Source organism: Micromonospora sp. WMMA1947 (assembly GCF_027497355.1).
Lineage (GTDB): Bacteria > Actinomycetota > Actinomycetes > Mycobacteriales > Micromonosporaceae > Micromonospora.
Genome location: NZ_CP114909.1, coordinates 1,943,224 through 1,964,130 on the forward strand (window position 1 = coordinate 1,943,224; position 20,907 = coordinate 1,964,130).

The window sequence follows — 20,907 nt, forward strand, 5'->3', positions numbered from 1 at the left end:
CGTCAGCAGTCGAAGACCGACCAGCAGATGTCGTTGCGCAGCCGCTGGTCGTCCAGGACCAGCTCGCGGATCTCGGCCGGGAGCTGGTCGCGCTGCCACCGGCACTCGGCCCGCCCGGCCGCCTCGCCGAGGCCGGCGGGCGCCGCCGCGCGTACCGCCTTGATCGCGTACGCGGCGGCGCCGAGTTCGTGGGCGGCCACGTGGGCCACGACGGCGGCCTGACCGGCGGCGTACGCGGCGTTGCGCGCTGCCCCGCGCAGGTCACGGGCCGCGCCCATGGCGTGCCCGCCCGCCGCACGCGCCTCCATCATGCGGACCTCGCCCCGCACCCAGGCACGGGCGTGCGCGATCGCCTCACGCGGGCGGTTGTCGTCCGGCCGGACCGCCTCGAACAGGCCGAGGACGTGCTCGGCGCAGGTGGCGGCCCAGAGCGCCAGCAGGTGGTGGTGCTCGTCGGTGAGCGTGCCGCCCCGGCGGATCGTGACGAACCGGGGATCGCGGACCTTCGGCAGGATCACGAGGTGGCCTCCGGTCCGGCGGCGCCCCGGCGCAGGTCGTGGTCCAGTGTGCTCATCAGCCGGGCGACCCGGCTGCCGCCGCCGGTCAGCGGCGGATAGCGGCGCAGCACGTCGACCAGCACTGGCGTGGCGAGTCGCCGGTACCGGTCCAGCGTCGCCTGCCCGACGGTCTCGTCACCGCCGGCCTCCAGTTCGGCGACGCGCGCGGCGTTGGCGGCGGCCCGCAGGATGTGCCCGACCTGGGTGGCCTTCGCGATCGGGTGCAGGTACGCGGCTGCGGCGGCGTCACCGGCGGCCCGGGCGGCCAGGCGCGCGGGCTCGGTGGGCGCGGCCCGGGCGGCCCGGTGCGCGTCGAGCGACGCGACCCGCTGGAGTTTCGTCCGGGCGGCCCCACGCGCGAACGTCCACGCCGCGTCGACAGCCGCGCGGGGACGCGGATCGCCGGGAACCGCCCGCTCGTAGACCGGGAGGACGTCCTCCGCGTGCCGGACCGCGTACCGCGCCACCTCGCGCAACTCGTCCGTCGTCAGGTCGAAGTCCCCGGGCGCAGTCATGTCGCGGGCATCGTATCGGTGATGCCCCGCCGGTACGGGCCCCAGCCGACGAACCGCTCGAACAGCTCGCGCGGGGTCGGCCCGTCGTGCGGATTGAGGCGGAACAGGTCGTGCGTGGCCTCGTGGTAGAGCCCGGACAGGTAGACAGCCAGGTCGACGGGGTGGTCCGCGTACTCGACCTTGAGCAGCAGGCGCGCCTGGGCACAGGGCCACGGTCCGCCACAGGCGCGGCACAGCCAGAGCGGCCGGATCGGCAGGTGGGCCGGGTGGTCCGGCGGGTAGGGGCGGGGCCGATCGGGGTACGGCCCGAGCCGCGGTACGGGAAGGTTCATGCGTGACATTCTGCTGACCACACCACTACGCTCGGAAGCCGTCGCGGCCGGTCCGGGAACCGGCCGGGGGACCGGCGGCGGACTGGGGAGGACGTGTGGAGAACGAGCCGACCGCCGAGCTGATCCGCGCGCAACTGCGGCGGCTGCGAGTGCGGGCCGAGCTGAGCCAGGAGGAGTTCGGGAGGCTCGTGCACTTCTCCGGCTCCCAGGTGTCGGCGGTGGAGCTGGGCCACCGGCCGCTCGACCGGTTCTTCCTCGCCCGGGCCGACGAGGTGCTCGGCACCGGCGGGCTGTTGATGTCGCTGCTCAAGCTCGCGGAGCGCGACGGCCAGCCGAGCTGGTTCCGCCCGTGGCTGGAAGCCGAACGCCAGGCCCAGCAGTTGCGCACCTACCAACCGACCCTGGTGCCCGGACTGCTCCAGACCGAGAACTACGCCCGCGCGATGATCCGCACCGATGATCTGATCAGCGACGACGAGGTGGAGCGGCGGCTTGGAGTACGGCTCGACCGACAGTCCATCCTGTCCGACCCGGGTCGCCCGAAGTACATCGCCGTCATCGAGGAGGCCATCCTGCGCCGCGCCGACGAGGGCTGTCGCGGACTCATGGCCGAGCAGATCGCGCACCTCGTCGAGTGCGCCGAGCGCCCGCACGTCGACATCCACATCGTGCCGGCCTCGGTCACCATGCACGTCGGCCTGGTCGGACCGTTCGCACTGGCCCGGGGAACAGACGGCGGCTGGGTCGGTCACCTGGAGAACCAACTCGGCGGCGTCGTGGTCGACAAGGACGAGGACGTGGCTATCCTGCTGTCCAGATGGGAGAGTGTCCGCAGCGAGGCACTACCGCGCCGACAGTCGGTCGAGCTGATGAAGGACGTGATGACCTCGTGGAGCTGACCGGAGCGATCTGGCGGAAGTCCACACGCAGCGGCACCCAGGGCGACTGTGTCGAGGTGGCGGACAATCTGGCCGGGGTGGTCGGGGTGCGGGACAGCAAGGACCCGGCCGGGCCGGTGCTCACCTTCACGCCCGATGCCTGGCGCACCTTCGTCCGGGTCAGCGGGAGCCGCGCGTCGCGCTGATCAGCACGGTGTGCTTGCGTACCCGGAAGGCGCCGTCGGCGTCGATGCGGGCCTCGATCGCCGCGCGCGCGGCCAACTCCTCCGCCACTGTGAGCGGCCCGATCATGCTGGCGACGTACGCCAGGATCGGCTCCGCGGCGGGCACCACCAGCTCGTCCGGGTAGCGCTCGACGGTCACGTCGTCGAAGTGGGCGGCGACCCGGGCCGGTGTCGCCTCGGCGGTGACGTCGTTCCGGTGGTGGAACCGGACGGCCAGGTCGGGGCACCCGATCACCGGGCCGAGCGTGTTCAGCTCGGCCATGTGGTCGCGGCCGTTCACGGCGACAGCCAGCCGGCCGCCGGGGCGCAGCACCCGGGCGAACTCGCGCAGCGCGGCGTCCGGGTCGTCCAGGTGGTAGAGCATGCTGTTGGCTATCACCGCGTCGACCGTGCCGGCGCGGAACGGCAGGTACGTGGCGTCGCACCGCAGCACCCGAGCGCCGGGCACCTCGCGCAGCCGCGCGCACATGGCGGGCGAGAAGTCGGTGACTGTGAGCCGGCCGCTATGACTCACCCGGTGCCACAGCTCGCCGGTGCCGGCGCCGACCTCCAGGACGTCCCCGGCCAGTGGAAGCCGCTCGCCCAGCCAGCCGAACCAGCCCTGGGGGTTGGTGCCGTACGAGTGCAGTGCCATGCGCGCGGTCAGGTTGCCGGTCGTCGTCGCGTACTGGCTGGTGGCGAGCGCCGACGCGATGACGTCGCCCGTCATGAGAGGTAGAAGCAGAACGGGTGACCGGCCGGGTCGAGGAGCACCCGGACGTCGTCCTGCGGCTGGAAGTCGGGCAGCGTCGCACCGACCGACACCGCGTACGCCACGGCCGCCTCCAGGTCGTCGACCTTGATGTCCAGGTGGACCGACATCTGCTGGTCACCGGGACCGGCCGGCCACACGGGCCGCACGTAGGCCGACTCGTCCTGGAACGCCAGCCAGTGGCCGCCCTCCGGCGGGGCGAGGACGACCCACTCGGGCTCCTCCTCGCGTCGGGTCCAGCCGAGCAGCCGCTCGTAGAACGCGGCCAGGTCCTCTGCGGACGGCGCGTCCAGCACCGTGGTCGTCAGCTTCATCAGCGGTCGCTCAGCCATGCCGCATTCCTACCGGACCCCCGCGACATTTACCGGCCCGTCCGCGCCGGCTCGGCGGGGTGGCGGCATCCGGCTGGTATCGATACCGCCACCTCGCCGAACTGGCGGCGATCGGTCCCCACCCGACACCGAAAGGGGTCGCACGGCCGTCCGCTCGCGCCATAAGCTGCGGCAATGCTGCTGCGCATGTCGACCCTGCTGCTTCGGACCCTGCGCGAGGACCCGGCCGACGCGGAGGTGCCGAGCCACCGGCTGCTGCTGCGCGCCGGATACGTCCGCCGGGCCGCGCCGGGCGGCTACACGTGGCTGCCGCTGGGCAAGCTCGTACTGGACCGGATCACCGCGATCGTGCGGGACGAGATGACCGCGATCGGCGACCAGGAGGTGCACTTCCCGGCGCTGCTCCCGGCCGAGCCGTACCGGACCAGCGGGCGGTGGACCGAGTACGGGGACGACATCTTCACGCTCGCCGACCGCAAGGGTGCCGACCACCTGCTCGCGCCGACCCACGAGGAGTTGGCCGCGCTGCTGGTGAAAGACCTGTTCACGTCGTACCGGGATTTCCCGGTGACGCTGTTCCAGATCCAGACCAAGTTCCGCGACGAGGCCCGCCCCCGGGCCGGTCTGCTGCGCGGGCGCGAGTTCCTGATGAAGGACGCCTACTCGTTCGACCTGGACGAGGCCGGGCTCCAGGCGGCGTACGACAGGCACCGCGCCGCCTACGAACGCGTCTTCACCCGCCTCGCGCTGGAATTCGCCACCGTCCACGCGATGTCCGGCGCGATGGGTGGGTCCGCGTCGGAGGAGTTCCTGGCCGCCACGCCGGTCGGCGAGGACACGTTCGTCGGCTGCACCGCCTGCGACTACGCGGCGAACACCGAGGCGGTCGTGACCCGCGCCCCGGACGCCGGCGACCCGGACGCGCACCCGCCCACCGAGGTGCACGACACCCCGGAGACGCCGACCATCGCCGCCCTGGTCGAGCTGGCCGAGGCCCGGAAACTGGGCGGGCGCACCGGCTGGACCGCCGCCGACACGTTGAAGAACGTGGTCCTCACCGTCCGCCGCCCCGGCGCCGAGCGGGCCGAGCCGTTGGTGATCGGCCTGCCCGGCGACCGCGAGGTGGACCTCAAGCGGGTCGAGGCGGTGCTCGCCCCGGCCACAGTGGCGGTCTTCGAGGACTGGGACGCGCACCCCGAGCTGATCCGCGGCTACATCGGGCCGCAGATCCTCGCCAAGCACGGCATCCGCTACCTGGTCGACCCCCGCGTGGTGCCCGGCACGGCGTGGCTGACCGGCGCGAACGAGCCGGGCCGGCACGCCACCGACGTGGTGTGCGGGCGGGACTTCGTACCCGACGGCACGATCGAGGCCGCCGAGGTGCGGCCCGGCGACCCCTGCCCGGCCTGCGCCGACGGCGAGCTGACCATCCGGCGGGGCATCGAGGTCGGGCACATCTTCCAGCTCGGACGCCGCTACACCGACGCGTTCGCGGTCGACGTGCTCGGCCCCGAGGGCAAGCCGGTCCGGCCCACCATGGGCTGCTACGGCATCGGCGTTTCCCGGGCGGTCGCCGCCGTGGCCGAGCAGCACCACGACGACCGAGGGCTGGTCTGGCCGGCCGCTGTGGCGCCGTGCGACGTACACCTGGTCGCCGCCGGGAAGGGGCCGCAACTCGACGCGGCGCTCGACCTCGGCGGGCGCCTCGCCGCCGCCGGCCTGCGCGTGCTGGTCGACGACCGCACGAACGTGTCCGCCGGGGTGAAGTTCACCGACGCCGAGCTGATCGGCATCCCGCGCGCCGTCGTGGTCGGCCGTCGCCTGGCTGACGGGTACGTGGAACTGCGCGACCGGGCCACCGGCGAGCGCACCGAGCTACCGGTGGAGGCCATCGTGGAGCGCCTGCGCGCCGATGTGGGCGCGACGCGCCGCGACGGGGTGTAGCGAACGCGCCACCGGGTACCGCAAACGGATCGACCGAGGCGTTCGGAGGCTCTCATGTACCGCGTCAGTGACGTGATGACCAGGCAGGTGATCTACCTCTCCGCGGAGACCCCGCTGGACGAGGCGGCCCGGGTGATGAAGGAGTCGGACATCGGCGACGTGGTGGTGACCGACGGCGCCACGCTGGCCGGCATGCTGACCGACCGCGACATCGTGGTGCGGGCGGTGGCCGAGCGGGCCGACCCCGGCACCACCACGATCGGCTCGATCATCACCCGCGAGGTGGTGATGATCGAGCAGCACTGCACGGCGAGCGAGGCGGCGGCGCTGATGCGCGAGCGCAACATCCGCCGGGTGCTGGTGTGCGACAGCGACCGCAAGCTCGTCGGCATCGTCTCCCTCGGCGACCTCGCCATGCAGCTCGACCCCCAGTCGGCGCTCAGCGACATCAGCGAGGCCGCGCCGAACGTGTGAGTGCGGGCCCCGCACGCCTGCGGCGGGGCCCCGCCCGGCACCGCCGGGTGACGACGCGCCACGGCGGATAGCCTCGACCCATGCCCGAGATGCCGACCAAGCTGGCCGAGATCGTCGACGAGTTCGCCGCCGCGCCCCGCGACGTCGTCCTGGAGATGCTGCTGGAGTTCGCGGACGTGATCCCGCCCCTGCCCGAGGGTGTGAACCGGGAGGAGCTGGAGCAGGTCCCCGAGTGCCAGACCGCGTTCTTCCTGCGCGCCGAGGTGAACGCCGACAAGACGGTGAGCACTGTCTTCGACTGCCCGCCGGAGGCGCCCACCACCCGGGCGTTCGCCGGCATCCTCGCCGAAGGGCTGGCCGGGGCGAGCGCCGAGGAGGTGCTCGCCGTACCGGACGACCTGTACCAGCGGATGGGCCTGGCGCAGGCGATCAGCCCGCTGCGGGTACGCGGCGGCACCGCCATCCTGGCCCGGCTCAAGCGCCAGGTCCGGGAACAGATCTCCTGACCCGCGGGTTGTCGCTGGTCATGGACATCGAGATCTACGCCGACGTGGTCTGCCCCTGGTGCTGGATCGGCAAGCGCCGACTGGAACAGGCTCTGGAGTCGTACGACGGCGAGGTGACTGTCCGGTTCCGGCCGTTCCAGCTGGACCCGACGCCGGTCACCGAGCCGAAGCCGCTGCTGGAGGCGCTCGGCGACAAGTTCGGCGGCCGGGACAAGGCCGAGGGCATGGCCGCGCACGTCACCGGCGTCGCCGCGGGCGCGGGTCTCGACCTGCGGTTCGACCGGGCGGTGGCCGCGAACACGTTCGACGCGCACCGGCTGGTGCGTTTCGCCACTGAGCACGGGCGCTCCGCCGAGATGGTCGAGCGGCTCTACCGGGCGCACTTCCACGACGGCGTCGACGTCGGCTCGATCGACGCGCTGGTCACGCTGGCCGGCGAGGCCGGGCTGGACGAGACCGAGGCGCGGCAGTACCTGGAGTCGAACCTGGGTCGCCGGGAGGTCGCCGCCGACCTGAGCACCGCGCACCAGCTCGGCGTCTCCAGCGTGCCGACGTTCGTGCTGGCCGGGAAGTACGCGGTCACCGGTGCGCAGGAGCCGGAGACGCTGCTGGCCGCGCTGCGCGAGGTGGCGCAGCGCGAAGCGGCAGCCTGATGTTTCACGTGGAACAAGATCGATGCGGATGAGGACCTAGGCCGGCTTGGCCAGGTCCTCCACCACCCTCGCCCCGGGCAGTGCGCCGAGCGCCGGCCCGGGCAGGGCGATCTTGCTGTGCCGTACGCCCGATCCGATGATCACGTGCGGTGTGGCGATCACCCGGGAGTCGACGCCGATCGGCCAGTCCGCCGGCAGGCCGATCGGCGTGATGCCGCCGTACTCCATGCCGCTGCGCTCGACCGCCTCGGCCATCGGCGCGAAGCTCGCCTTACGCACGTCGAGCAGCTTGCGGACCACGCCGTTCACGTCGGCGCGGGTGGTGGCGAGCACGACACAGGCCGCGTACCGGGTCTCGCCGCCACGCTTGCCGGCGACCACCACGCAGTTGGCCGACTCCTCCAGCCCCACCTCGTACGCCTCACAGAAGGCAGCGGTGTCGGCCAGGTCGGCGTCGATCGGGGCGACCAGCACCTCGTCCACGTCCACCGGAGCCTCGGCCGGCCACTCCTGCAGCGCCGCGGCGACCGGCGGGGCCAGCAGGTCGAGCCGCGTGCGGGCCGGCTCCGTCTTCAGCGTCCCCATCATGCCGCGATCCTCGCACCCACCCGGCGGATCGACCGGCCGGACCCCGCCCCCACCCTTCAGTTGGGATTGGTGAGGAACGCGTTCTCCTGGGCGAAGTCCCGGTTCTCGGTGGTGGTGAGCTGCCGGCGGCGCAGCACCTCGGGACGGTTCGCCTCGGCGTCCTCGATGCCGTGCCGGACGCCGACCCGGATCACGCCGTAGAGGAAGACGAAACCGAAGACGTAGAGGAGCACTGTGGCGACGAAGACCAGCATGCGGTCACCGTAGGCCGGTGCGGACCCGACCGGTTCTCATCTTCCGCCGGTTCCCCCGTACGTGTCCGCCAGGTAGTCGGCCCAGGTCCGGCTGCCGGTCGGCGTGGCGGTCGTGGTGAGCCCACCCGCACGCAGTTCCCGCCCGAGCCGGCCGGGGATCCGGACCGGCAGCAGCGGACGGCGGACCCGCCGGGCCGCCAGCCAGGCGCGGGCCGCGTCGTCGTAGCGCAGCACCTCCGGTCCGCCGAAGTCCTCCACCCGGTGCGACGGCCCAGCCAGCAGCAGCACCGCGAGCCGGTCCGCGACGTCGACCGGGTCGACCGGCTGGGCGAGCACGGCCCGGTCCCCGATCACCGGGCCGAGCCGGCTCGCGCCGCTCAGCAGCCCTTCCAGGAATTCCGGGAACTGGGTCGCCCGCAGCACGCTCCACGGCACCGGCCCGGCGGCCACCACCTGCTCGGCCGCGAGCTTGTGCCGGTAGTAGGCCAGCGGCACCCGGTCGACGCCGACGATCGAGACGAACACCAGGTGACGCACCCCGGCGTGACCCGCGGCCACCGCCAGGCGGCGGGTGCCGAGCACGTCGACGTCGTGGGTGCGCCGGTTGGGCGACGAGGCCAGGTGCAGCACCGCGTCCACCCCGGCGACCGCTTCCGCCAGCCCGGCGCCGGTGGCCAGATCGGCGCTCACCCATTCGACCCCGTCTCCGGTACGCGGCCGGCGGCTGACCGCCCGCAGCGTGAAGCCCTCGTCCCGCAGCCGCGGCACCGCCACCCGCCCGAGCCGTCCGGTCGCCCCGGTCACCAGTACCCGCATCGCCACTCCTCCCGCACACGCGCAGCCGCCACACCGCGGCTCCAGGGTGGGACGGGACGCCGACCCGGATCGTGACAGCTACCCGCTCGACGCCACCCACCCGATCCTGCGCCACCCGACGGCCCTCACGACCCGGATCGCTCCACCCAGCCTGCACACCGGCCTTCCGCTCCACCCACCCGCCCCCACCAAGTTGACCAAGGAGTTTGTGTCGGATGACGGCCCCTCGTCGGACACAAACTCCTTGATCAACGGCAGAGGCACGGGCGGGCGCCGGGCGGGCGAGTGGGCCGAGGGTGGGCGGGGTGAGGGTCAGGGGGTGGGGCGGGGGACCACGCGGCCGGCCACGACCAGGCCGAGCAGGCCGCAGGCGGCTGCCACGGCCAGCGTGGTCGCGTAGCCGGCCGGGCCGGGGGACGCACCGGCGGCCAGGACCGCACCGGTGAGCGCCAGCACGGTGGCGGCGGCGAGCGAGTCGCCCAACTGCAGCGCGGAGCTGTTGCGGCCCTGCTCGGCCGGGGCGGACTGCTCCAGGGTGAGCACCGACAGCGACGGATAGAGCAGCCCCATGCCCAGCCCGGCCACCGACCAGCTCAGCACGGCCGGCAGCACCGGCAGGCCGGGCACCAGCGCCGACGCCACGCCCGCCGTACCGATCGTGATGCAGGCCAGCCCGGCCCGGGGCAGCGTCGCCGCCGAGCGGGGCGAGCCGATGCGGCCCTGGATCCACGAGCCCACCGACCAGGACAGCGCGCCGACGGTCAGCACCAGGCCGGCGCCGGTGGGCGAGAAACCGCGCTCCCGGGACAGCATCAGCGGGATCACCACCTCGGCGGCCACGAACGCCGCCGACGCCAGCGCGCGCAGCCCGATCACCGTCGGCAGTCCCCGTGCCGCGCGCAGGAAACCGGCAGGCAGCAGGTGCGGTACGCAGACGAGCAGCCCGGCCAGTGCCGCGGTGATCAGGCCGGCGGCGAGAACGCCGCGCTGCTGCCCCCCGTAGTGCAGCAGTGCGGCGCTCGCCCCCGCCCCGCAGGCCCAGCCGATCCGGGCCAGGGCGCCGGCCGGCGGCCGGGTCGCCACGGTGGCGGTCAGCGCGCGCAGTCCCGGCTGGACCAGCAGCGCCGCCGGGATCGCCACCGCCGGCACCGCAAGGAACACCCATCGCCAGCCCAGGTGTTCCACGATCAGCCCGGCCAGCGCCGGGCCGACGAGCGACGGCGCCACCCAGGCCGCGGCGAACGCGGCGAAGATCCGCCGCCGCAACTGCTCCGGGTACGCCTGACCGACGACCACGTACAGCGCCACGGAAACCAGTCCGGAGCCGAAGCCCTGCACCACCCGCCCGACGACCAGCACCTCCATGGTTGTCGCGGCGCCGGCCACCACCAGCCCGGCGACGAACCAGACGACCCCGTGCCACATGGCCTGGCGTGGTCCGCGCGCGTCGCACCAGATGCCGGAGGCGACCATCGCCACCACGCCGGAGGCGAACGGGCCGCCGAACGCCAGCGCGTACAGGCCGAGTCCGTCGAGGCTGCGCGCCACGGTCGGCATGGCGGTGCCCACCGCCAGCGCCTCGAACGCGAGCAGGGACACCAGGGCGACACTGCCCACAGTCATCGCCCGCAGGCGCGGCGACCAGAGGTCGACGGGTGGGTCAGCCGGTACGGCGGTGGTACTGGTCATGGCGTTCAGCCTGGGACCTCACCCCTGGTTGAGGTCAACTGTGGCGCGTGTCTCGTCCGGCGGAAGCAGCGGCGCACGCCCGGAAACTTCCGCCGTCGGGGTGGCATAACGGACGCCGCGCCGGGAAGTCGGGCCGCCGGGACGAGACCGGGAGGCGAGATGGCGCTGGGACGGTTCGCCGGCCTCCTGCTGTCACCGACGGTCGTACCGGAAGCCGCCGCGCGTGTCGCGCGTACCGTCGGCTCGGCCCTGCCCACTGATGCCGTGCCGGCCCGGGTCAGCGAGGTGGCGGGCAGCGTCGGTACGGCCGCGGCCCGGCTGGCCCGCCTCACCGGGCTGACCAGCCGCCGGGTGTGGTCGCAGGACGGCCGCCACCACATCGAGGTGCACGGCGTCTGCCAGGACGGCGGCGACCGGCTGGCCCGTCAGGTCGAGGCGGCGCTGGAGTCGACGCCGGGGGTGACCTGGGCGCGGGTGAACGCGCCGTCGGGCCGGGTGGTGGTGGCGACCGGTGAACCGGCGCCGAAGCTGCGCGACCTGATCGCCACTGTGGCGCGCGTCGAGCGGACCTGCCCGTACGAGCCGGACCCGGAGATCGAGCCGCCGCAGCCGCCCGAGGACGGACCGCGTACCGCGCGGACGTTCGGTGCGCTGCTGTCCGACGTGCTCGGGCTGAGCATCTCCGCGGCTACCCGGGTGCTGCCGCTCACCCCCATTCCGGCCGAGGTCGCCGGGCTGCTCGGCGCGGTCGACCTGCACCCGAAGCTGCACGCGCTGGCTGGTCTGGGCATCCGCGCGGACCCGCGCGCCGAGGTGCTGTTCCCGCTGGCCGAGGCGGTGGTGCAGGGTCTCACCGGCGGCTGGGCCGGCATCGTGCTGGACGGCGCGCAGCGCGTGGTGCAGTGGGGCGAGGGTGCCGCGCAACTGGCCGCGTGGCGGCGGGCCGAGCCGCACCTGACCGGTGACCCGGAGCGGGCGGTGGCCCGGGTGCCGGACGGCGAACGGCCCTGCCCGGTGCCGGACGGTCAGCCCGAGCGGTACGCCAAGCGGGTACTTCCGGCCGGCGCGGTCGCCGGGGCGGCGGCGCTGCCGGTGCTGGGGCCGAAGCGGGCCGCCGCGCTGGCGCTGTCCTCGCTGCCGAAGGCGCCCGGCTCCGGCCGCGAGGGGTACGGCGCCCAGCTCGGCCGGATGCTCGCCCGGCGCGGCGTGATCGCGATGGACCGCAGCGTGCTGCGTGAGCTGGACCGGATCGACACGGTGGTGCTCGACGCGGCGGTGCTCGGGTCGGACCGGGGCGTCCTGGCCGACCTCGCGCCGCTGGCCGACGCCGACACCGGGCAGGTCGCCGCCCGGGCGTTCGCGTTGTTCGACCCGGCCGAGCCAGACGCGGTACGCGCCGCCGACGGCTGGCGGATCGGCCCGCTCGACCGGCTCGGCGCCGACGATCCCGGGGACACGCCGGACAGCGCCCGGCTGCGCGCCGACGGTGGACGGCTGCTCGGGCTGGCCGCGAACGGCCGGCTGGCCGCCGTCCTGCGGGTCGAGCCGGAGCCCGCGCCCGGCGTGGACGCGCTCGCGTCGGCCGCCCGGCAGGCGGGCCTGCGGCTCGTGGTCGGCGGCGCGGACGACGGCCGGTACGACTTCGCCGACCTGCTCGTACCCGGCGGCCCCGACCTCGCCGACGCGGTGCACGACCTGCAACGCGAGGGCGCGACGGTGATGGTGGTCTCCGGTGAGCGGTCGGCGCTCGCCGCGTCGGACTGCGGCCTCGGCGTGTACGGCCCGGACGACCTGCCGCCGTGGGGCGCGCACCTGCTGGTCGGTGACGACCTGCGGGTACCCGCACTGCTCATCGACGCCGCCGGGGTGGCCCGCCGGATGACCGCGCAGAACGTCCGGATCTCCATGGCCGGCAGCGGGCTCGGCGCGCTCGCCGCGTTCACCGCCGACCGGCGACGGCTGCCCCGCCCGACCCTGGCGGCGGTGAACGGCGCGGCGGCGCTCGCGTTCGCGCACGGCGTGTTCCGGGCGCACCGGCTGCCGGACCGGACCGGCGCACCGATGCCCTCGCTCACCGCGTGGCATCTCATGCCGGTGCAGACCGTCCTGGACCAGCTCGCCACCGACCCGTCCGGGCTGGCCGAGGACGAGGCGGCCCGGCGCCGGCGCGTCGAGGTCGGGGACGAGCACGGTCCGGCCGGGCTGCTCCGCGCGTTCGTGGAGGAGCTGTCCAATCCGCTCACCCCGGTGCTGGCCGCCGGTGCGGTGCTCTCCGCCGCGTTCGGCTCGCTGGTCGACGCCGCGCTGGTGGGTGGCGTGGTGGGCGGGTCCGCCCTGGTCGGCGCCGTGCACCAGCGCAACACCGAACGGTCCCTGGCCGAGCTGCTGTCCCGCTCGGCGGTCACCGCCCGGGTGCTGCGCGACGGCACCGAGCGGGTGGTCCCCGCCGAGGAGCTGGTACGCGGCGACGTGATCACCGTCAGTTCCGGGGACGCCGTACCGGCCGACTGCCGGGTGCTGACGAGCGACGGGCTGGAGGCCGACGAGTCGTCCCTGACCGGCGAGTCGCTGCCGGTGGCGAAGGGCCCGGAACCGGTGGTGGCGGCGGCCATCGCCGAACGACACTCGATGCTGTTCGAGGGCACCACTGTCGCCGCCGGACTCGGCACCGCGGTGGTGGTGGCGACCGGTGCGGAGACCGAGGCCGGGCGGAGCCTCGCCATGGCCCGGCAGGCCCCGCCCGCCAGTGGCGTGGAGGCCCGGCTCGGCAAGCTGACCAGCAGTGCCGTACCCCTGGCGGCCGCCTCGGCGATCGCGGTCGCCGGGGCGGGGCTGCTTCGGGGCGTACCCCTTGCCGAAACGGCGGCGACCGCCGCGAACCTGGCCGTGGCGTCGGTGCCGGAGGGGTTGCCGTTCCTGGTCAGTGCCGCGCAGCTGGCGGCGGCGCGGCGGCTGGCCGAGCACGGCGCCCTGGTCCGCAACCCCCGGACCATCGAGGCGCTGGGCCGGGTCGACGTGCTCTGCTTCGACAAGACCGGCACGCTCACCGAGGGCAAGCTGCTGCTGGCCGGGGTGGGTACCGGTGACGGCCGGTACGCCGTGCTGGACGAACTGGACGAGCCGCTCCGGTCGACGCTGGGCGCCGCAGTGCGGGCCACCCCGTCCGCCGCCGACCCGGACGAGTTGCCGCAGCAGACCGACCGGGCGGTACGCCACGGCGCGGACGCCGCCGGGGTGGACGAGCGGACCGGCGCGACGGACTGGACCGCCACGGCCGGGCTGCCGTTCGAGCCGTCCCGGGGCTACAGCGCCGCTGTCGGCCGCACCGCCGGCGGGCTGCTGCTGAGCGTGAAGGGCGCCCCCGAGTCGGTGCTGCCGCGCTGCGCGTCCCGGCGCACCGCCGAAGGCGACCGGCCGCTCGACGCGGCCGGACGCGAGGAGGTGCAGGCCATGCTGGCCGGGCGGGCCGGCGCCGGGCACCGCATCCTCGCCGTGGCCGAGTGCCCGGTCTCCACCGAGCAGGTCAGCGACGAGCAGGTCGACGGGCTGGTCTTCGTGGGTTTCCTGACGCTCGCCGACGGGGTGCGGGACAGCGCCCGGCCGGCGGTGGCCCGGATCCGGGCCGCGGGCGTGCACACCGTCATGATCACCGGCGACCACCCGGCCACGGCCGAGGCGATCGCCGCCACGATCAGCCCGGACGACGGCGGGCAGCGCGTGGTCACCGCCAGCGACCTGGACCGGCTGGACGACGCCGCGCTCGCCGAGCGCCTGATGGCCACCGACGTGGTGGCGCGCTGCACGCCCGCCCACAAGGTACGGATCATCCAGGCGTTGCAGCGCCAGGACCGCACCGTCGCGATGACCGGTGACGGCGCGAACGACGCCCCGGCGATCCGGCTGGCCGACGTCGGCATCGCGCTCGGTCAGCGCGGCACCCCCGCCGCCCGCGCCGCCGCCGACCTGGTGGTCACCGACGACCGGCTGGAGACGATCATCGCCACGCTGGTCGAGGGGCGGGCCATGTGGTCGTCCGTCCGGCACGCGCTGAGCATCCTGGTCGGCGGCAACCTCGGCGAGATCGCGTTCAGCGTGCTGACCGCCGCCGCGACCGGCCGGTCCGCCCTCACCGGCCGGCAACTGCTGCTGGTCAACCTGCTCACCGACCTGGCGCCCGCGCTCGCCATCGCGGTCCGCCCGCCGGCCGACGACAGCGCCGACCATCTGCTGCGGGAGGGGCCGGACTCCTCACTCGGCGTCACCATGACCCGGGAGATCGGGCTGCGCGCGGCGGCGACCACGCTGGGCGCGACCGCCGGCTGGACGATCGCCAGGTGGACCGGCACCCAGCGGCGGGCCGGCACCGTCGCGCTGGCCTCGCTGATAGGCACGCAGCTCGGGCAGACAGTGCTGGCCGGCGGCACCAGCCCCAGCGTGCTCGTCGCCACCGCCGCGTCGGTGGGCGTGCTCGTGGCGGTGGTGCAGACGCCCGGGGTCAGCCAGTTCTTCGGCTGCACCCCGCTCGGCCCGGTGGGCTGGACCATCGCCACCGGCTCGGCGCTCGGCGCGACGTTCGCCAACGGCGCGCTGACCAAGCTTGTGGACCGTCTGCCGCAGCCCGGCTCGCATGGGCGTCCCGATCAGGGGTACGGCGAAGGGCATGACGCCTGAGGTCACGTTCGTCGGTACGGCCACCACTGTGCTGCGAATCGGCGGCTTCACGCTGCTCACCGATCCGAACTTCCTGCACCGGGGGCAGCGCGCGTACCTGGGCCGGGGCCTGTGGTCGAAGCGCAGCACCGACCCGGCGCTGACCATCCCCGAACTGCCCGCGCTGGACGCGGTGGTCCTGTCCCACCTGCACGGCGACCACTTCGACCGGGTCGCCCGGCGTGGCCTGGACAAGGCGCTGCCGATCCTCACCACGCCGCAGGCGGAACGGAAGCTGCGCCGCTGGGGCTTCGGCGCGGCGGAGGGGCTGCCCACCTGGCGGGCGTACGAGCTGCACCGGGGCGACGAGACGCTGCGCCTGACCGCGCTGCCCGGCCAACACGGGCCGGGCCTGCTCGACCGTGCGCTCCCCGACGTGATGGGCAGCCTGATCGACCTGGAACAGGGCGGCGAGCGGCGCTTCCGTCTCTATGTCACCGGGGACACGCTGCGGCGCCCGCAGCTCGCCGAGATCCCCGCCCGCTTCCCGGACATCGACGCCATGCTGATCCACCTCGGCGGCACCCGCATCGCCGGCCTCCTGCTCACCATGGACGCCCGCCAGGGCGCCGACGTGGTCGAGCTGATCCGGCCGCGGCTGACCGTGCCGATCCACTACGACGACTATCCGGTGTTCCGGTCCCCGCTGCGGCACTTCGTCGAGGAGGCGAGGCGGCGCGGCTTCGCCGGCCAGGTCCGTACCGTCCTGCGCGGCGAGACGGTCCCGCTGACGCCCTGACCGGCGGGTCGCGGGCGGCTGACCGCTGCTCAGTGCCAGGTGGCGGCGGCGCGGCGCAGCCGGTCGTTTATCGCCCGGCCCACGCCGGTCTCCGGTACCGGCTCGGCGACGATCTCGGTAACCCCGGCCGCGTCGAGCCGGTGCAGCGCATCGAACAGGCGCGCCGCCGCCGCCGTCACGTCGCCGTCGGGCGAAAGCACCTCCACCGCCGCCCAGTCGCCGTCCGCCGGTGGTTCCCGGAAGGCCAGGAAGCCCCGCCGGCCTTCGCCGGGCTCGGTCGCCGCGCCCAACCGCAACGGGGTACGCGGGGCGTAGTGCGCGGCCAGCGTCCCGGGCGCGACCGGCTGACCGGAGCTGTCCTGGCGCACCTCGACCGGCCCGACCGCCTCGACGAGCGCCTCGATCGGCAGCGCGCCCAGCCGCAGCACCACCGGCCGGTCGCCGCGGGCGTCCACGATCGTCGACTCGATGCCGCACCGGGTGGGCCCACCGTCGAGCACGACGTCCACCGCGCCGCCCAGTCCGGCCACCACGTGCTCGGCGCGGGTGGGGCTGAGCTGACCGAAACGGTTGGCGCTCGGCGCCGCCACCGGCACGCCGGCGGCGGCGATCAGCGCCCGCGCCGACGGCTCGTCCGGTACGCGTACCGCCATGGTGTCCAGGCCGGAGGTGACGATCGGCGGGATGATCTCCGGCCGGTCCACGATCAGGGTGAGCGGGCCGGGCCAGAACCGCTTCGCCAGTTCGGCCACCGCCGCGGGCACCTCGCCCACGAGCGCGGCCAGGTCGGCGGCGTCGGCGAGGTGGCTGATCAGCGGGTCGAAGCTGGGCCGGGCCTTCGCCTCGAAGATCCGCGCGGCGGCCCGGGCGTCCAGCGCGTTCGCGCCGAGCCCGTAGACCGTCTCGGTGGGGAAGGCGACCAGCCCGCCGGCGCGCAGGACGGCGGCTGCCTCGTCGATGCCGCTCTCGGCCGGCAGGACGCGCGGGGATCCGGTGCTCACGCGTCCGACGCTAGCCTGCCCGGGGCGCCGCCCCGGCACGACCCTGCCGTCCCGGGGTGGCCGTCAATCGCGCGGGTCGGTGGCCGGGTCCGTGTCGGGGAGCGTGGGCGCGTCGGTCGGGTAGAGGCCGGCGGCGAAGCCGTACACCTGGTCCCCGGCTCGGGGGATCTGCGCGAACCGCCGGGCCAGCGCCTGCACCTCGGCCCAGAACTCGCGCACGTCCTCGATCGGGATGCGCGCGTGCACGAGCGTGCACCGCAGCTCGTCGGCGGCGTGTGCGGCTGCCGATTCGGCGGCTGCCTCGGCGAGCCCGTTGATCCGGGACACCACCTGCTTGTCCTCCGCGCGGGTGAGCGCGCCGACGTAGTAGGTGCGGGCCACCCGCCCGTAGAAGCGCTCCTCGATGGCGCGTACCCGCCGGGTCCGCACCACGCGCAGCAGACCGGCGTCCACCAGTTGGTTCACGTGGTACGCCACGCTGCTCTTGGGCCGGTCGACGGCGCGGGCCATCTCGTTCACCGTGGCGGCGCGCTCCAGGAGCAGTTCGAGCAGCGTGCTCCGCAGGGGGTCGGCGAGCGCACGCAGCTGCTCCGGAGCGGTGACCACGAGCAGATCGTCGAGGTCGTAGTCCGGGACTCGCTCATTGACCGACATTTCTCGACCGTTCTAAGATTCTGGTTCGTTCGATAACTCTGGTCTGACAACTCAGGAGTGTAGTGATGGCCGAGATCGTGCTCTTCCACCACATTCAAGGGCTCACGGACGGCGTCCGCGCCCTCGCCGACTCCCTCCGGTCCGGCGGGCACACCGTGCACGTCCCCGACTTATTCGACGGCGAACGGCCCCGCACCATCTCCGACGGCGCCGCGCTCACCAAGCAGATCGGCGGCGACGTCCTCGACCAGCGCGCCGACGCGTACGTCGCCGGGATGCCCGCCGATCTCGTCTACGCGGGCGTCTCCTGGGGCGCCGCCATCGCCCAGCGGCTCGCCCAGACCCGGGCCGGCGCCCGGGCTGCCCTGCTCTACGAGGCCTGCCTGCCGGTGACCGGCGAATGGGCGATCGGCCCCTGGCCCGACGGGGTGGCGGTGCAGGTGCACGGCATGGAGCAGGACCCGTTCTTCGGGCTGGAAGGCGACGTGGACGCCGCCCGCGAGCTGGTGTCCATCGTCGGTCCCGAGCGCGGCGAGCTGTACGTCTACCCCGGCGACCGGCACCTGTTCACCGACAGCTCGCTGCCCTCGTACGACCCGGAGGCGACAGCGCTGGTGGTGAGCCGCAGCCACGAACTGCTCGACCGGCTCGGCTGACGCGCCTACCCGTCACCGCGCAGCCGCGCCAACTCGGCCGCGTACTCGGCGTCGGTCAGCACCCCACGCTCGTACTGTCTGGTGAGCGCGTGGATGTCGCGCCGCTGGGCGGCGCTCGGAGCGGGCCGCCGGACCTGCTCCGGCGGGTCCGGACGGCCGGCGCGGACCGGATCCGGGCTCGCCGGACCGCGCTGCTCCGCGGGCCGGGCATTCCGGTGGCACTCCCGCAGGTTCGCGAGGATCTCGTCGTAGTGCTCCGGCCAGGTAACCAGCCGGGTCAGCTCCAGGCGGAACGGCCGGACGATGGCGCCGGACTGGATCGGCGTCTGCACCGGCTCGCCGTCGATCCGCTCGATGACGATCGCGTCGCGTCCCATGTCCAGACCCGCTATCGAAGCCGTACCGCTGTGGATCTCCACGACCGACGCCCACGGCACTGTGGTCGTGCGGAGCAGCGAGCGCGCGCGTACGCCGACGGGGCTCACCCAGACGCCGAGCATCGCGCGGCGGACCGCGACGGCGAGGACCCCGGCGTTCCACACTCCGAGGACCACCGCCTCCCCTTCCAGGAGTCTGCCGCTGCGGAACCCGAACACGATGAGCACGAAGAAGCCGACCGCCAGCCCCGCCACGACCATGAAGCCGGCGGTGGTCAGGTCCAACGCGTACGGGCGCCGCCACACCGTCATGCCGTCAGAGTGACCGATCGTGTCCAGCGGTTCCGCGTGGAGTTAACGCCCTCGCGCCAACTCTGCGACCTCGGCGAGGCTCGCGACCCGGTCGCACTCGTCGTCGGTCAACGTGTTGACGAGTGCCTTGGCGGCCTGGGCCTGGGGAGTCGTCGGCAGGGCACCGGCCAGCAGGTCCGGCAGGACCAGCTCGTAGCCGACCCGCGCCCGGGGTGAGTAGCGGTGGCGGCTGCGAGTCACCGCCGTGGCGACGCGCAGCGCGTGCTCGTTGCCGGGCGGCACGTGCGGGCGGTCGCGCTCGCGGGCGCCGAACCGCATGCGGTGGCGGAATTCGCACGTCTCACACGTCGCCGGTCCGGCGGTCAGCCGCGCCCCGCAATCCGGGCAGGTCAGCCGGTCCACCGCGCCGTCCACGGTCCGCCAGTCGTACCCCCCGGGGTCGTCGACGACGAGCCAGGCAAGCTCTCGCTCCTCTGGCGAATCCGGTGCCACGTCCAGCTCACCGCGCAGCCGCGCCCAGGCGTCCCGGATCTCGTCCTCCAGGCGCTCCACCGCGGCGGACAGCGCCGGGCTGCGCCACGGTCCCTCCACTGCGACCCGCTACCGGTACTGTGCGATCTGGATCAGGTTGCCGCAGGTGTCGTCGAACACCGCGGTGGTCACCGGGCCCATGTCGACCGGCTCCTGGGTGAACAGCACGCCGAGGCTCCGCAGCCGGTCGTGCTCGGCGGCCACGTCGTCCACCGCGAACTGCGTCAGCGGGATCCCGTCGCCCGCGAGCGCCTCCTTGAACGCCTTGGCGGCCGGATGCGCGTCGGGCTCCAGCAGCAGCTCCACGCCGTCCGGGGCGTCGGGCGAGACCACAGTCAGCCAGCGGTACTCCCCGGTCGGCACGTCGGTCTTCTTCACGAAGCCCAGCACCTCGGTGTAGAAGCGCAACGCCTTGGTCTGGTCGTCGACGTACACGCTGGTGAGGTTGATTCTCATGGGTTCTCCTGGGTGGGTGCGTCGGGCCTGAGCCATCGCTCGGCGATGGACCGCAGCGGCCGGGTGTCGAGGTGGTGGAACTTGTAGCGACCCTGCCGCCGCGTGACGACGAGGCCGGCGGCCTCCAGGACGTCGAGGTGCTGCGAGATCGCCTGCCGGGACGAGCCGACCTGGTGCTTCGTGGCCAGCCGGCCGCAGATCTCGAACAGGGTCTGACCGTCGCGCTCGGTCAACTCGTCGAGGATCAGGCGGCGCGTGGAATCGGCCAGCGCCTGGTACAGATCGCCCACGTCACCCACCATAGGCAAGTACCTGCTTGCCTATCAAGAGCGTTGCCCGCATCGGAGGACGTCATGCCCGGATACATCCTCACCGGCGCTCCCGGCTCCGGTAAGACAGCGATCCTGCGCCGGTTGGAGATCGACGGTCACCCCGTCGTGGAGGAGGCCGCGACCGACGTGATCGCCCTTCAGCAAGCGCTCGGGCGGCCCGAGCCGTGGCGGGAGCCGGACTTCGCCGAGCAGGTGCTGGATCTCCAGCGGAGACGTCGGCGCCGAGCCGAGATGTTCGGCGGCGACGTGGTGTTCCACGACCGCTCGCCCGTCTGCACGCTCGCGTTGTGCCGCCATCTGGGGCTGACGCCGCCACCCGCGCTGGTCGACGAGATCGAGCGCATGACGACCGAGCGAACCGTCTTCTTCGTACGGAATCAAGGCTTCGTCGAGTCGACAGCCGCGCGTCGGATCAGCTTCGAGGAGTCACTCGTCTTCGAACGGATTCACGCGCTGACCTATCGCGAGGCCGGATTCGACCTCGTCGACGTGCCGGCGGACCCACTGGCAAACCGGGTGGCATCGATAAAAGAGGTGGTTGATCGACTGCGTCGTTAGCGCAATCAATGCCCCTTGCTTTTCGGACCGACGCCGGTAACATCTGC

Annotated in this window: 25 protein-coding genes; 10 read left to right on the plus strand and 15 right to left on the minus strand. The window is 73.8% G+C overall.

The genetic code is table 11. The features are described from left to right. Positions 1–2 precede the first annotated feature (2 nt). Genes O7604_RS09380 through O7604_RS09390 form a run of 3 tightly spaced genes read right to left on the minus strand, consistent with a single transcriptional unit; the run spans position 3 to position 1,413 of the window. The gene (locus tag O7604_RS09380; RefSeq protein ID WP_281579427.1) at positions 3–518 is read right to left on the minus strand and encodes a putative immunity protein; all 516 of its coding nucleotides are present in this window, start codon (positions 516–518) and stop codon (positions 3–5) included. After that, on the minus strand, positions 515–1,072 hold the full coding sequence (locus O7604_RS09385; RefSeq protein WP_281579428.1) for a putative immunity protein: 558 nt from the start codon (positions 1,070–1,072) through the stop codon (positions 515–517). Before O7604_RS09385 ends, O7604_RS09380 begins: the two co-directional genes overlap by 4 nt. Further along, positions 1,069–1,413 (minus strand): hypothetical protein, encoded by a 345-nt coding sequence (locus tag O7604_RS09390; protein WP_281579429.1) that lies wholly within the window; start codon positions 1,411–1,413, stop codon positions 1,069–1,071. The genes O7604_RS09385 and O7604_RS09390 overlap by 4 nt, the downstream gene beginning before the upstream one ends. 86 nt (positions 1,414–1,499) lie before the next feature. Between O7604_RS09390 and O7604_RS09395 the strand changes: the two genes are divergently transcribed. Then, a complete protein-coding gene (locus tag O7604_RS09395) occupies positions 1,500–2,303 on the plus strand; it encodes a helix-turn-helix transcriptional regulator (protein WP_269703277.1) in 804 nt (267 codons plus the stop codon). Continuing rightward, the gene (locus O7604_RS09400; protein ID WP_269703279.1) at positions 2,294–2,488 is read left to right on the plus strand and encodes a DUF397 domain-containing protein; all 195 of its coding nucleotides are present in this window, start codon (positions 2,294–2,296) and stop codon (positions 2,486–2,488) included. The genes O7604_RS09395 and O7604_RS09400 overlap by 10 nt, the downstream gene beginning before the upstream one ends. On the opposite strand, the gene O7604_RS09405 is transcribed toward O7604_RS09400, so the two are convergent. Next, on the minus strand, positions 2,463–3,236 hold the full coding sequence (locus tag O7604_RS09405; RefSeq protein ID WP_281579430.1) for a methyltransferase domain-containing protein: 774 nt from the start codon (positions 3,234–3,236) through the stop codon (positions 2,463–2,465). The genes O7604_RS09400 and O7604_RS09405 overlap by 26 nt on opposite strands. Continuing rightward, on the minus strand, positions 3,233–3,610 hold the full coding sequence (locus O7604_RS09410; RefSeq protein ID WP_281579431.1) for a VOC family protein: 378 nt from the start codon (positions 3,608–3,610) through the stop codon (positions 3,233–3,235). Before O7604_RS09410 ends, O7604_RS09405 begins: the two co-directional genes overlap by 4 nt. A gap of 174 nt (positions 3,611–3,784) precedes the next feature. Between O7604_RS09410 and O7604_RS09415 the strand changes: the two genes are divergently transcribed. The 4 genes from O7604_RS09415 to O7604_RS09430 all read left to right on the plus strand — a co-directional run bounded on the left by O7604_RS09415 (position 3,785) and on the right by O7604_RS09430 (position 7,187). Next, positions 3,785–5,554: a proline--tRNA ligase gene (locus O7604_RS09415; RefSeq protein ID WP_281579432.1), complete on the plus strand. Its 1,770-nt coding sequence runs from the start codon at positions 3,785–3,787 to the stop codon at positions 5,552–5,554. A 54-nt stretch (positions 5,555–5,608) separates the two neighbouring features. Beyond that, entirely contained in the window at positions 5,609–6,028 is a 420-nt protein-coding gene (locus O7604_RS09420; protein ID WP_269703286.1) for a CBS domain-containing protein, read from the plus strand. A gap of 80 nt (positions 6,029–6,108) precedes the next feature. Next, on the plus strand, positions 6,109–6,534 hold the full coding sequence (locus O7604_RS09425; protein WP_013283255.1) for a SufE family protein: 426 nt from the start codon (positions 6,109–6,111) through the stop codon (positions 6,532–6,534). A gap of 20 nt (positions 6,535–6,554) precedes the next feature. After that, complete coding sequence (locus O7604_RS09430; protein WP_128137990.1) at positions 6,555–7,187, plus strand: DsbA family oxidoreductase; 633 nt, start codon at positions 6,555–6,557, stop codon at positions 7,185–7,187. A gap of 36 nt (positions 7,188–7,223) precedes the next feature. Here the strand turns inward: O7604_RS09430 and O7604_RS09435 are convergent, their stop codons facing one another. The 4 genes from O7604_RS09435 to O7604_RS09450 all read right to left on the minus strand — a co-directional run bounded on the left by O7604_RS09435 (position 7,224) and on the right by O7604_RS09450 (position 10,534). Further along, positions 7,224–7,772, minus strand: a complete 549-nt coding sequence (locus tag O7604_RS09435; protein WP_281579938.1) for a YbaK/EbsC family protein — start codon at positions 7,770–7,772, stop codon at positions 7,224–7,226. Positions 7,773–7,831: 59 nt separating this feature from the next. Further along, entirely contained in the window at positions 7,832–8,029 is a 198-nt protein-coding gene (locus O7604_RS09440; protein ID WP_269703290.1) for a hypothetical protein, read from the minus strand. A gap of 36 nt (positions 8,030–8,065) precedes the next feature. After that, positions 8,066–8,845 carry an NAD(P)H-binding protein gene (locus tag O7604_RS09445; protein WP_281579433.1) on the minus strand — a complete coding sequence of 260 codons (780 nt, stop codon included), beginning with the start codon at positions 8,843–8,845 and terminating at the stop codon, positions 8,066–8,068. Between the two features lie 312 nt (positions 8,846–9,157). Continuing rightward, on the minus strand, positions 9,158–10,534 hold the full coding sequence (locus O7604_RS09450) for an MFS transporter (protein WP_281579434.1): 1,377 nt from the start codon (positions 10,532–10,534) through the stop codon (positions 9,158–9,160). A gap of 159 nt (positions 10,535–10,693) precedes the next feature. On the opposite strand from O7604_RS09450, the gene O7604_RS09455 reads away from it, so the two are divergent. Beyond that, positions 10,694–15,205, plus strand: a complete 4,512-nt coding sequence (locus O7604_RS09455) for a cation-translocating P-type ATPase (RefSeq protein WP_281579435.1) — start codon at positions 10,694–10,696, stop codon at positions 15,203–15,205. Further along, positions 15,195–15,983: an MBL fold metallo-hydrolase gene (locus tag O7604_RS09460; RefSeq protein ID WP_281579436.1), complete on the plus strand. Its 789-nt coding sequence runs from the start codon at positions 15,195–15,197 to the stop codon at positions 15,981–15,983. Before O7604_RS09455 ends, O7604_RS09460 begins: the two co-directional genes overlap by 11 nt. 29 nt (positions 15,984–16,012) lie before the next feature. Here O7604_RS09460 and O7604_RS09465 read toward each other — a convergent pair whose 3' ends face one another. Both O7604_RS09465 and O7604_RS09470 read right to left on the minus strand, forming a co-directional pair. Beyond that, positions 16,013–16,960 (minus strand): L-threonylcarbamoyladenylate synthase, encoded by a 948-nt coding sequence (locus O7604_RS09465; protein ID WP_281579939.1) that lies wholly within the window; start codon positions 16,958–16,960, stop codon positions 16,013–16,015. Between the two features lie 87 nt (positions 16,961–17,047). Beyond that, positions 17,048–17,638: a helix-turn-helix domain-containing protein gene (locus O7604_RS09470; protein WP_281579437.1), complete on the minus strand. Its 591-nt coding sequence runs from the start codon at positions 17,636–17,638 to the stop codon at positions 17,048–17,050. Positions 17,639–17,703: 65 nt separating this feature from the next. On the opposite strand from O7604_RS09470, the gene O7604_RS09475 reads away from it, so the two are divergent. After that, positions 17,704–18,294: a dienelactone hydrolase family protein gene (locus tag O7604_RS09475; RefSeq protein WP_281579438.1), complete on the plus strand. Its 591-nt coding sequence runs from the start codon at positions 17,704–17,706 to the stop codon at positions 18,292–18,294. A gap of 5 nt (positions 18,295–18,299) precedes the next feature. Here O7604_RS09475 and O7604_RS09480 read toward each other — a convergent pair whose 3' ends face one another. The 4 genes from O7604_RS09480 to O7604_RS09495 are packed head-to-tail and all read right to left on the minus strand — an operon-like array spanning position 18,300 to position 20,272. Next, positions 18,300–18,983 carry a PH domain-containing protein gene (locus O7604_RS09480; protein WP_281579439.1) on the minus strand — a complete coding sequence of 228 codons (684 nt, stop codon included), beginning with the start codon at positions 18,981–18,983 and terminating at the stop codon, positions 18,300–18,302. 42 nt (positions 18,984–19,025) lie between these two features. Then, positions 19,026–19,574: a hypothetical protein gene (locus O7604_RS09485; protein ID WP_281579440.1), complete on the minus strand. Its 549-nt coding sequence runs from the start codon at positions 19,572–19,574 to the stop codon at positions 19,026–19,028. A 9-nt stretch (positions 19,575–19,583) separates the two neighbouring features. Further along, positions 19,584–19,970, minus strand: coding sequence for a VOC family protein (locus O7604_RS09490; protein ID WP_281579441.1), 387 nt, complete (start codon positions 19,968–19,970; stop codon positions 19,584–19,586). After that, positions 19,967–20,272 carry a metalloregulator ArsR/SmtB family transcription factor gene (locus O7604_RS09495; protein WP_281579442.1) on the minus strand — a complete coding sequence of 102 codons (306 nt, stop codon included), beginning with the start codon at positions 20,270–20,272 and terminating at the stop codon, positions 19,967–19,969. The genes O7604_RS09490 and O7604_RS09495 overlap by 4 nt, the downstream gene beginning before the upstream one ends. A gap of 51 nt (positions 20,273–20,323) precedes the next feature. Here O7604_RS09495 and O7604_RS09500 point away from each other — a divergent pair, with 51 nt between their 5' ends. Further along, the gene (locus O7604_RS09500) at positions 20,324–20,860 is read left to right on the plus strand and encodes an ATP-binding protein (protein ID WP_281579443.1); all 537 of its coding nucleotides are present in this window, start codon (positions 20,324–20,326) and stop codon (positions 20,858–20,860) included. Positions 20,861–20,907 lie beyond the last annotated feature (47 nt).

Bases quoted from the DNA above. Each gene is read 5' to 3' on its own strand.
- O7604_RS09385 (WP_281579428.1), bottom strand. From the start codon at position 1,072: ATGACTGCGCCCGGGGACTTCGACCTGACGACGGACGAGTTGCGCGAG.
- O7604_RS09390 (WP_281579429.1), bottom strand. From the start codon at position 1,413: ATGTCACGCATGAACCTTCCCGTACCGCGGCTCGGGCCGTACCCCGAT.
- O7604_RS09405 (WP_281579430.1), bottom strand. From the start codon at position 3,236: ATGACGGGCGACGTCATCGCGTCGGCGCTCGCCACCAGCCAGTACGCG.
- O7604_RS09410 (WP_281579431.1), bottom strand. From the start codon at position 3,610: ATGGCTGAGCGACCGCTGATGAAGCTGACGACCACGGTGCTGGACGCG.
- O7604_RS09415 (WP_281579432.1), top strand. From the start codon at position 3,785: ATGCTGCTGCGCATGTCGACCCTGCTGCTTCGGACCCTGCGCGAGGAC.
- O7604_RS09420 (WP_269703286.1), top strand. From the start codon at position 5,609: ATGTACCGCGTCAGTGACGTGATGACCAGGCAGGTGATCTACCTCTCC.
- O7604_RS09425 (WP_013283255.1), top strand. From the start codon at position 6,109: ATGCCCGAGATGCCGACCAAGCTGGCCGAGATCGTCGACGAGTTCGCC.
- O7604_RS09430 (WP_128137990.1), top strand. From the start codon at position 6,555: ATGGACATCGAGATCTACGCCGACGTGGTCTGCCCCTGGTGCTGGATC.
- O7604_RS09435 (WP_281579938.1), bottom strand. From the start codon at position 7,772: ATGGGGACGCTGAAGACGGAGCCGGCCCGCACGCGGCTCGACCTGCTG.
- O7604_RS09440 (WP_269703290.1), bottom strand. From the start codon at position 8,029: ATGCTGGTCTTCGTCGCCACAGTGCTCCTCTACGTCTTCGGTTTCGTC.
- O7604_RS09445 (WP_281579433.1), bottom strand. From the start codon at position 8,845: ATGCGGGTACTGGTGACCGGGGCGACCGGACGGCTCGGGCGGGTGGCG.
- O7604_RS09450 (WP_281579434.1), bottom strand. From the start codon at position 10,534: ATGACCAGTACCACCGCCGTACCGGCTGACCCACCCGTCGACCTCTGG.
- O7604_RS09455 (WP_281579435.1), top strand. From the start codon at position 10,694: ATGGCGCTGGGACGGTTCGCCGGCCTCCTGCTGTCACCGACGGTCGTA.
- O7604_RS09460 (WP_281579436.1), top strand. From the start codon at position 15,195: ATGACGCCTGAGGTCACGTTCGTCGGTACGGCCACCACTGTGCTGCGA.
- O7604_RS09470 (WP_281579437.1), bottom strand. From the start codon at position 17,638: ATGTCGGTCAATGAGCGAGTCCCGGACTACGACCTCGACGATCTGCTC.
- O7604_RS09475 (WP_281579438.1), top strand. From the start codon at position 17,704: ATGGCCGAGATCGTGCTCTTCCACCACATTCAAGGGCTCACGGACGGC.
- O7604_RS09480 (WP_281579439.1), bottom strand. From the start codon at position 18,983: ATGACGGTGTGGCGGCGCCCGTACGCGTTGGACCTGACCACCGCCGGC.
- O7604_RS09490 (WP_281579441.1), bottom strand. From the start codon at position 19,970: ATGAGAATCAACCTCACCAGCGTGTACGTCGACGACCAGACCAAGGCG.
- O7604_RS09495 (WP_281579442.1), bottom strand. From the start codon at position 20,272: ATGGTGGGTGACGTGGGCGATCTGTACCAGGCGCTGGCCGATTCCACG.
- O7604_RS09500 (WP_281579443.1), top strand. From the start codon at position 20,324: ATGCCCGGATACATCCTCACCGGCGCTCCCGGCTCCGGTAAGACAGCG.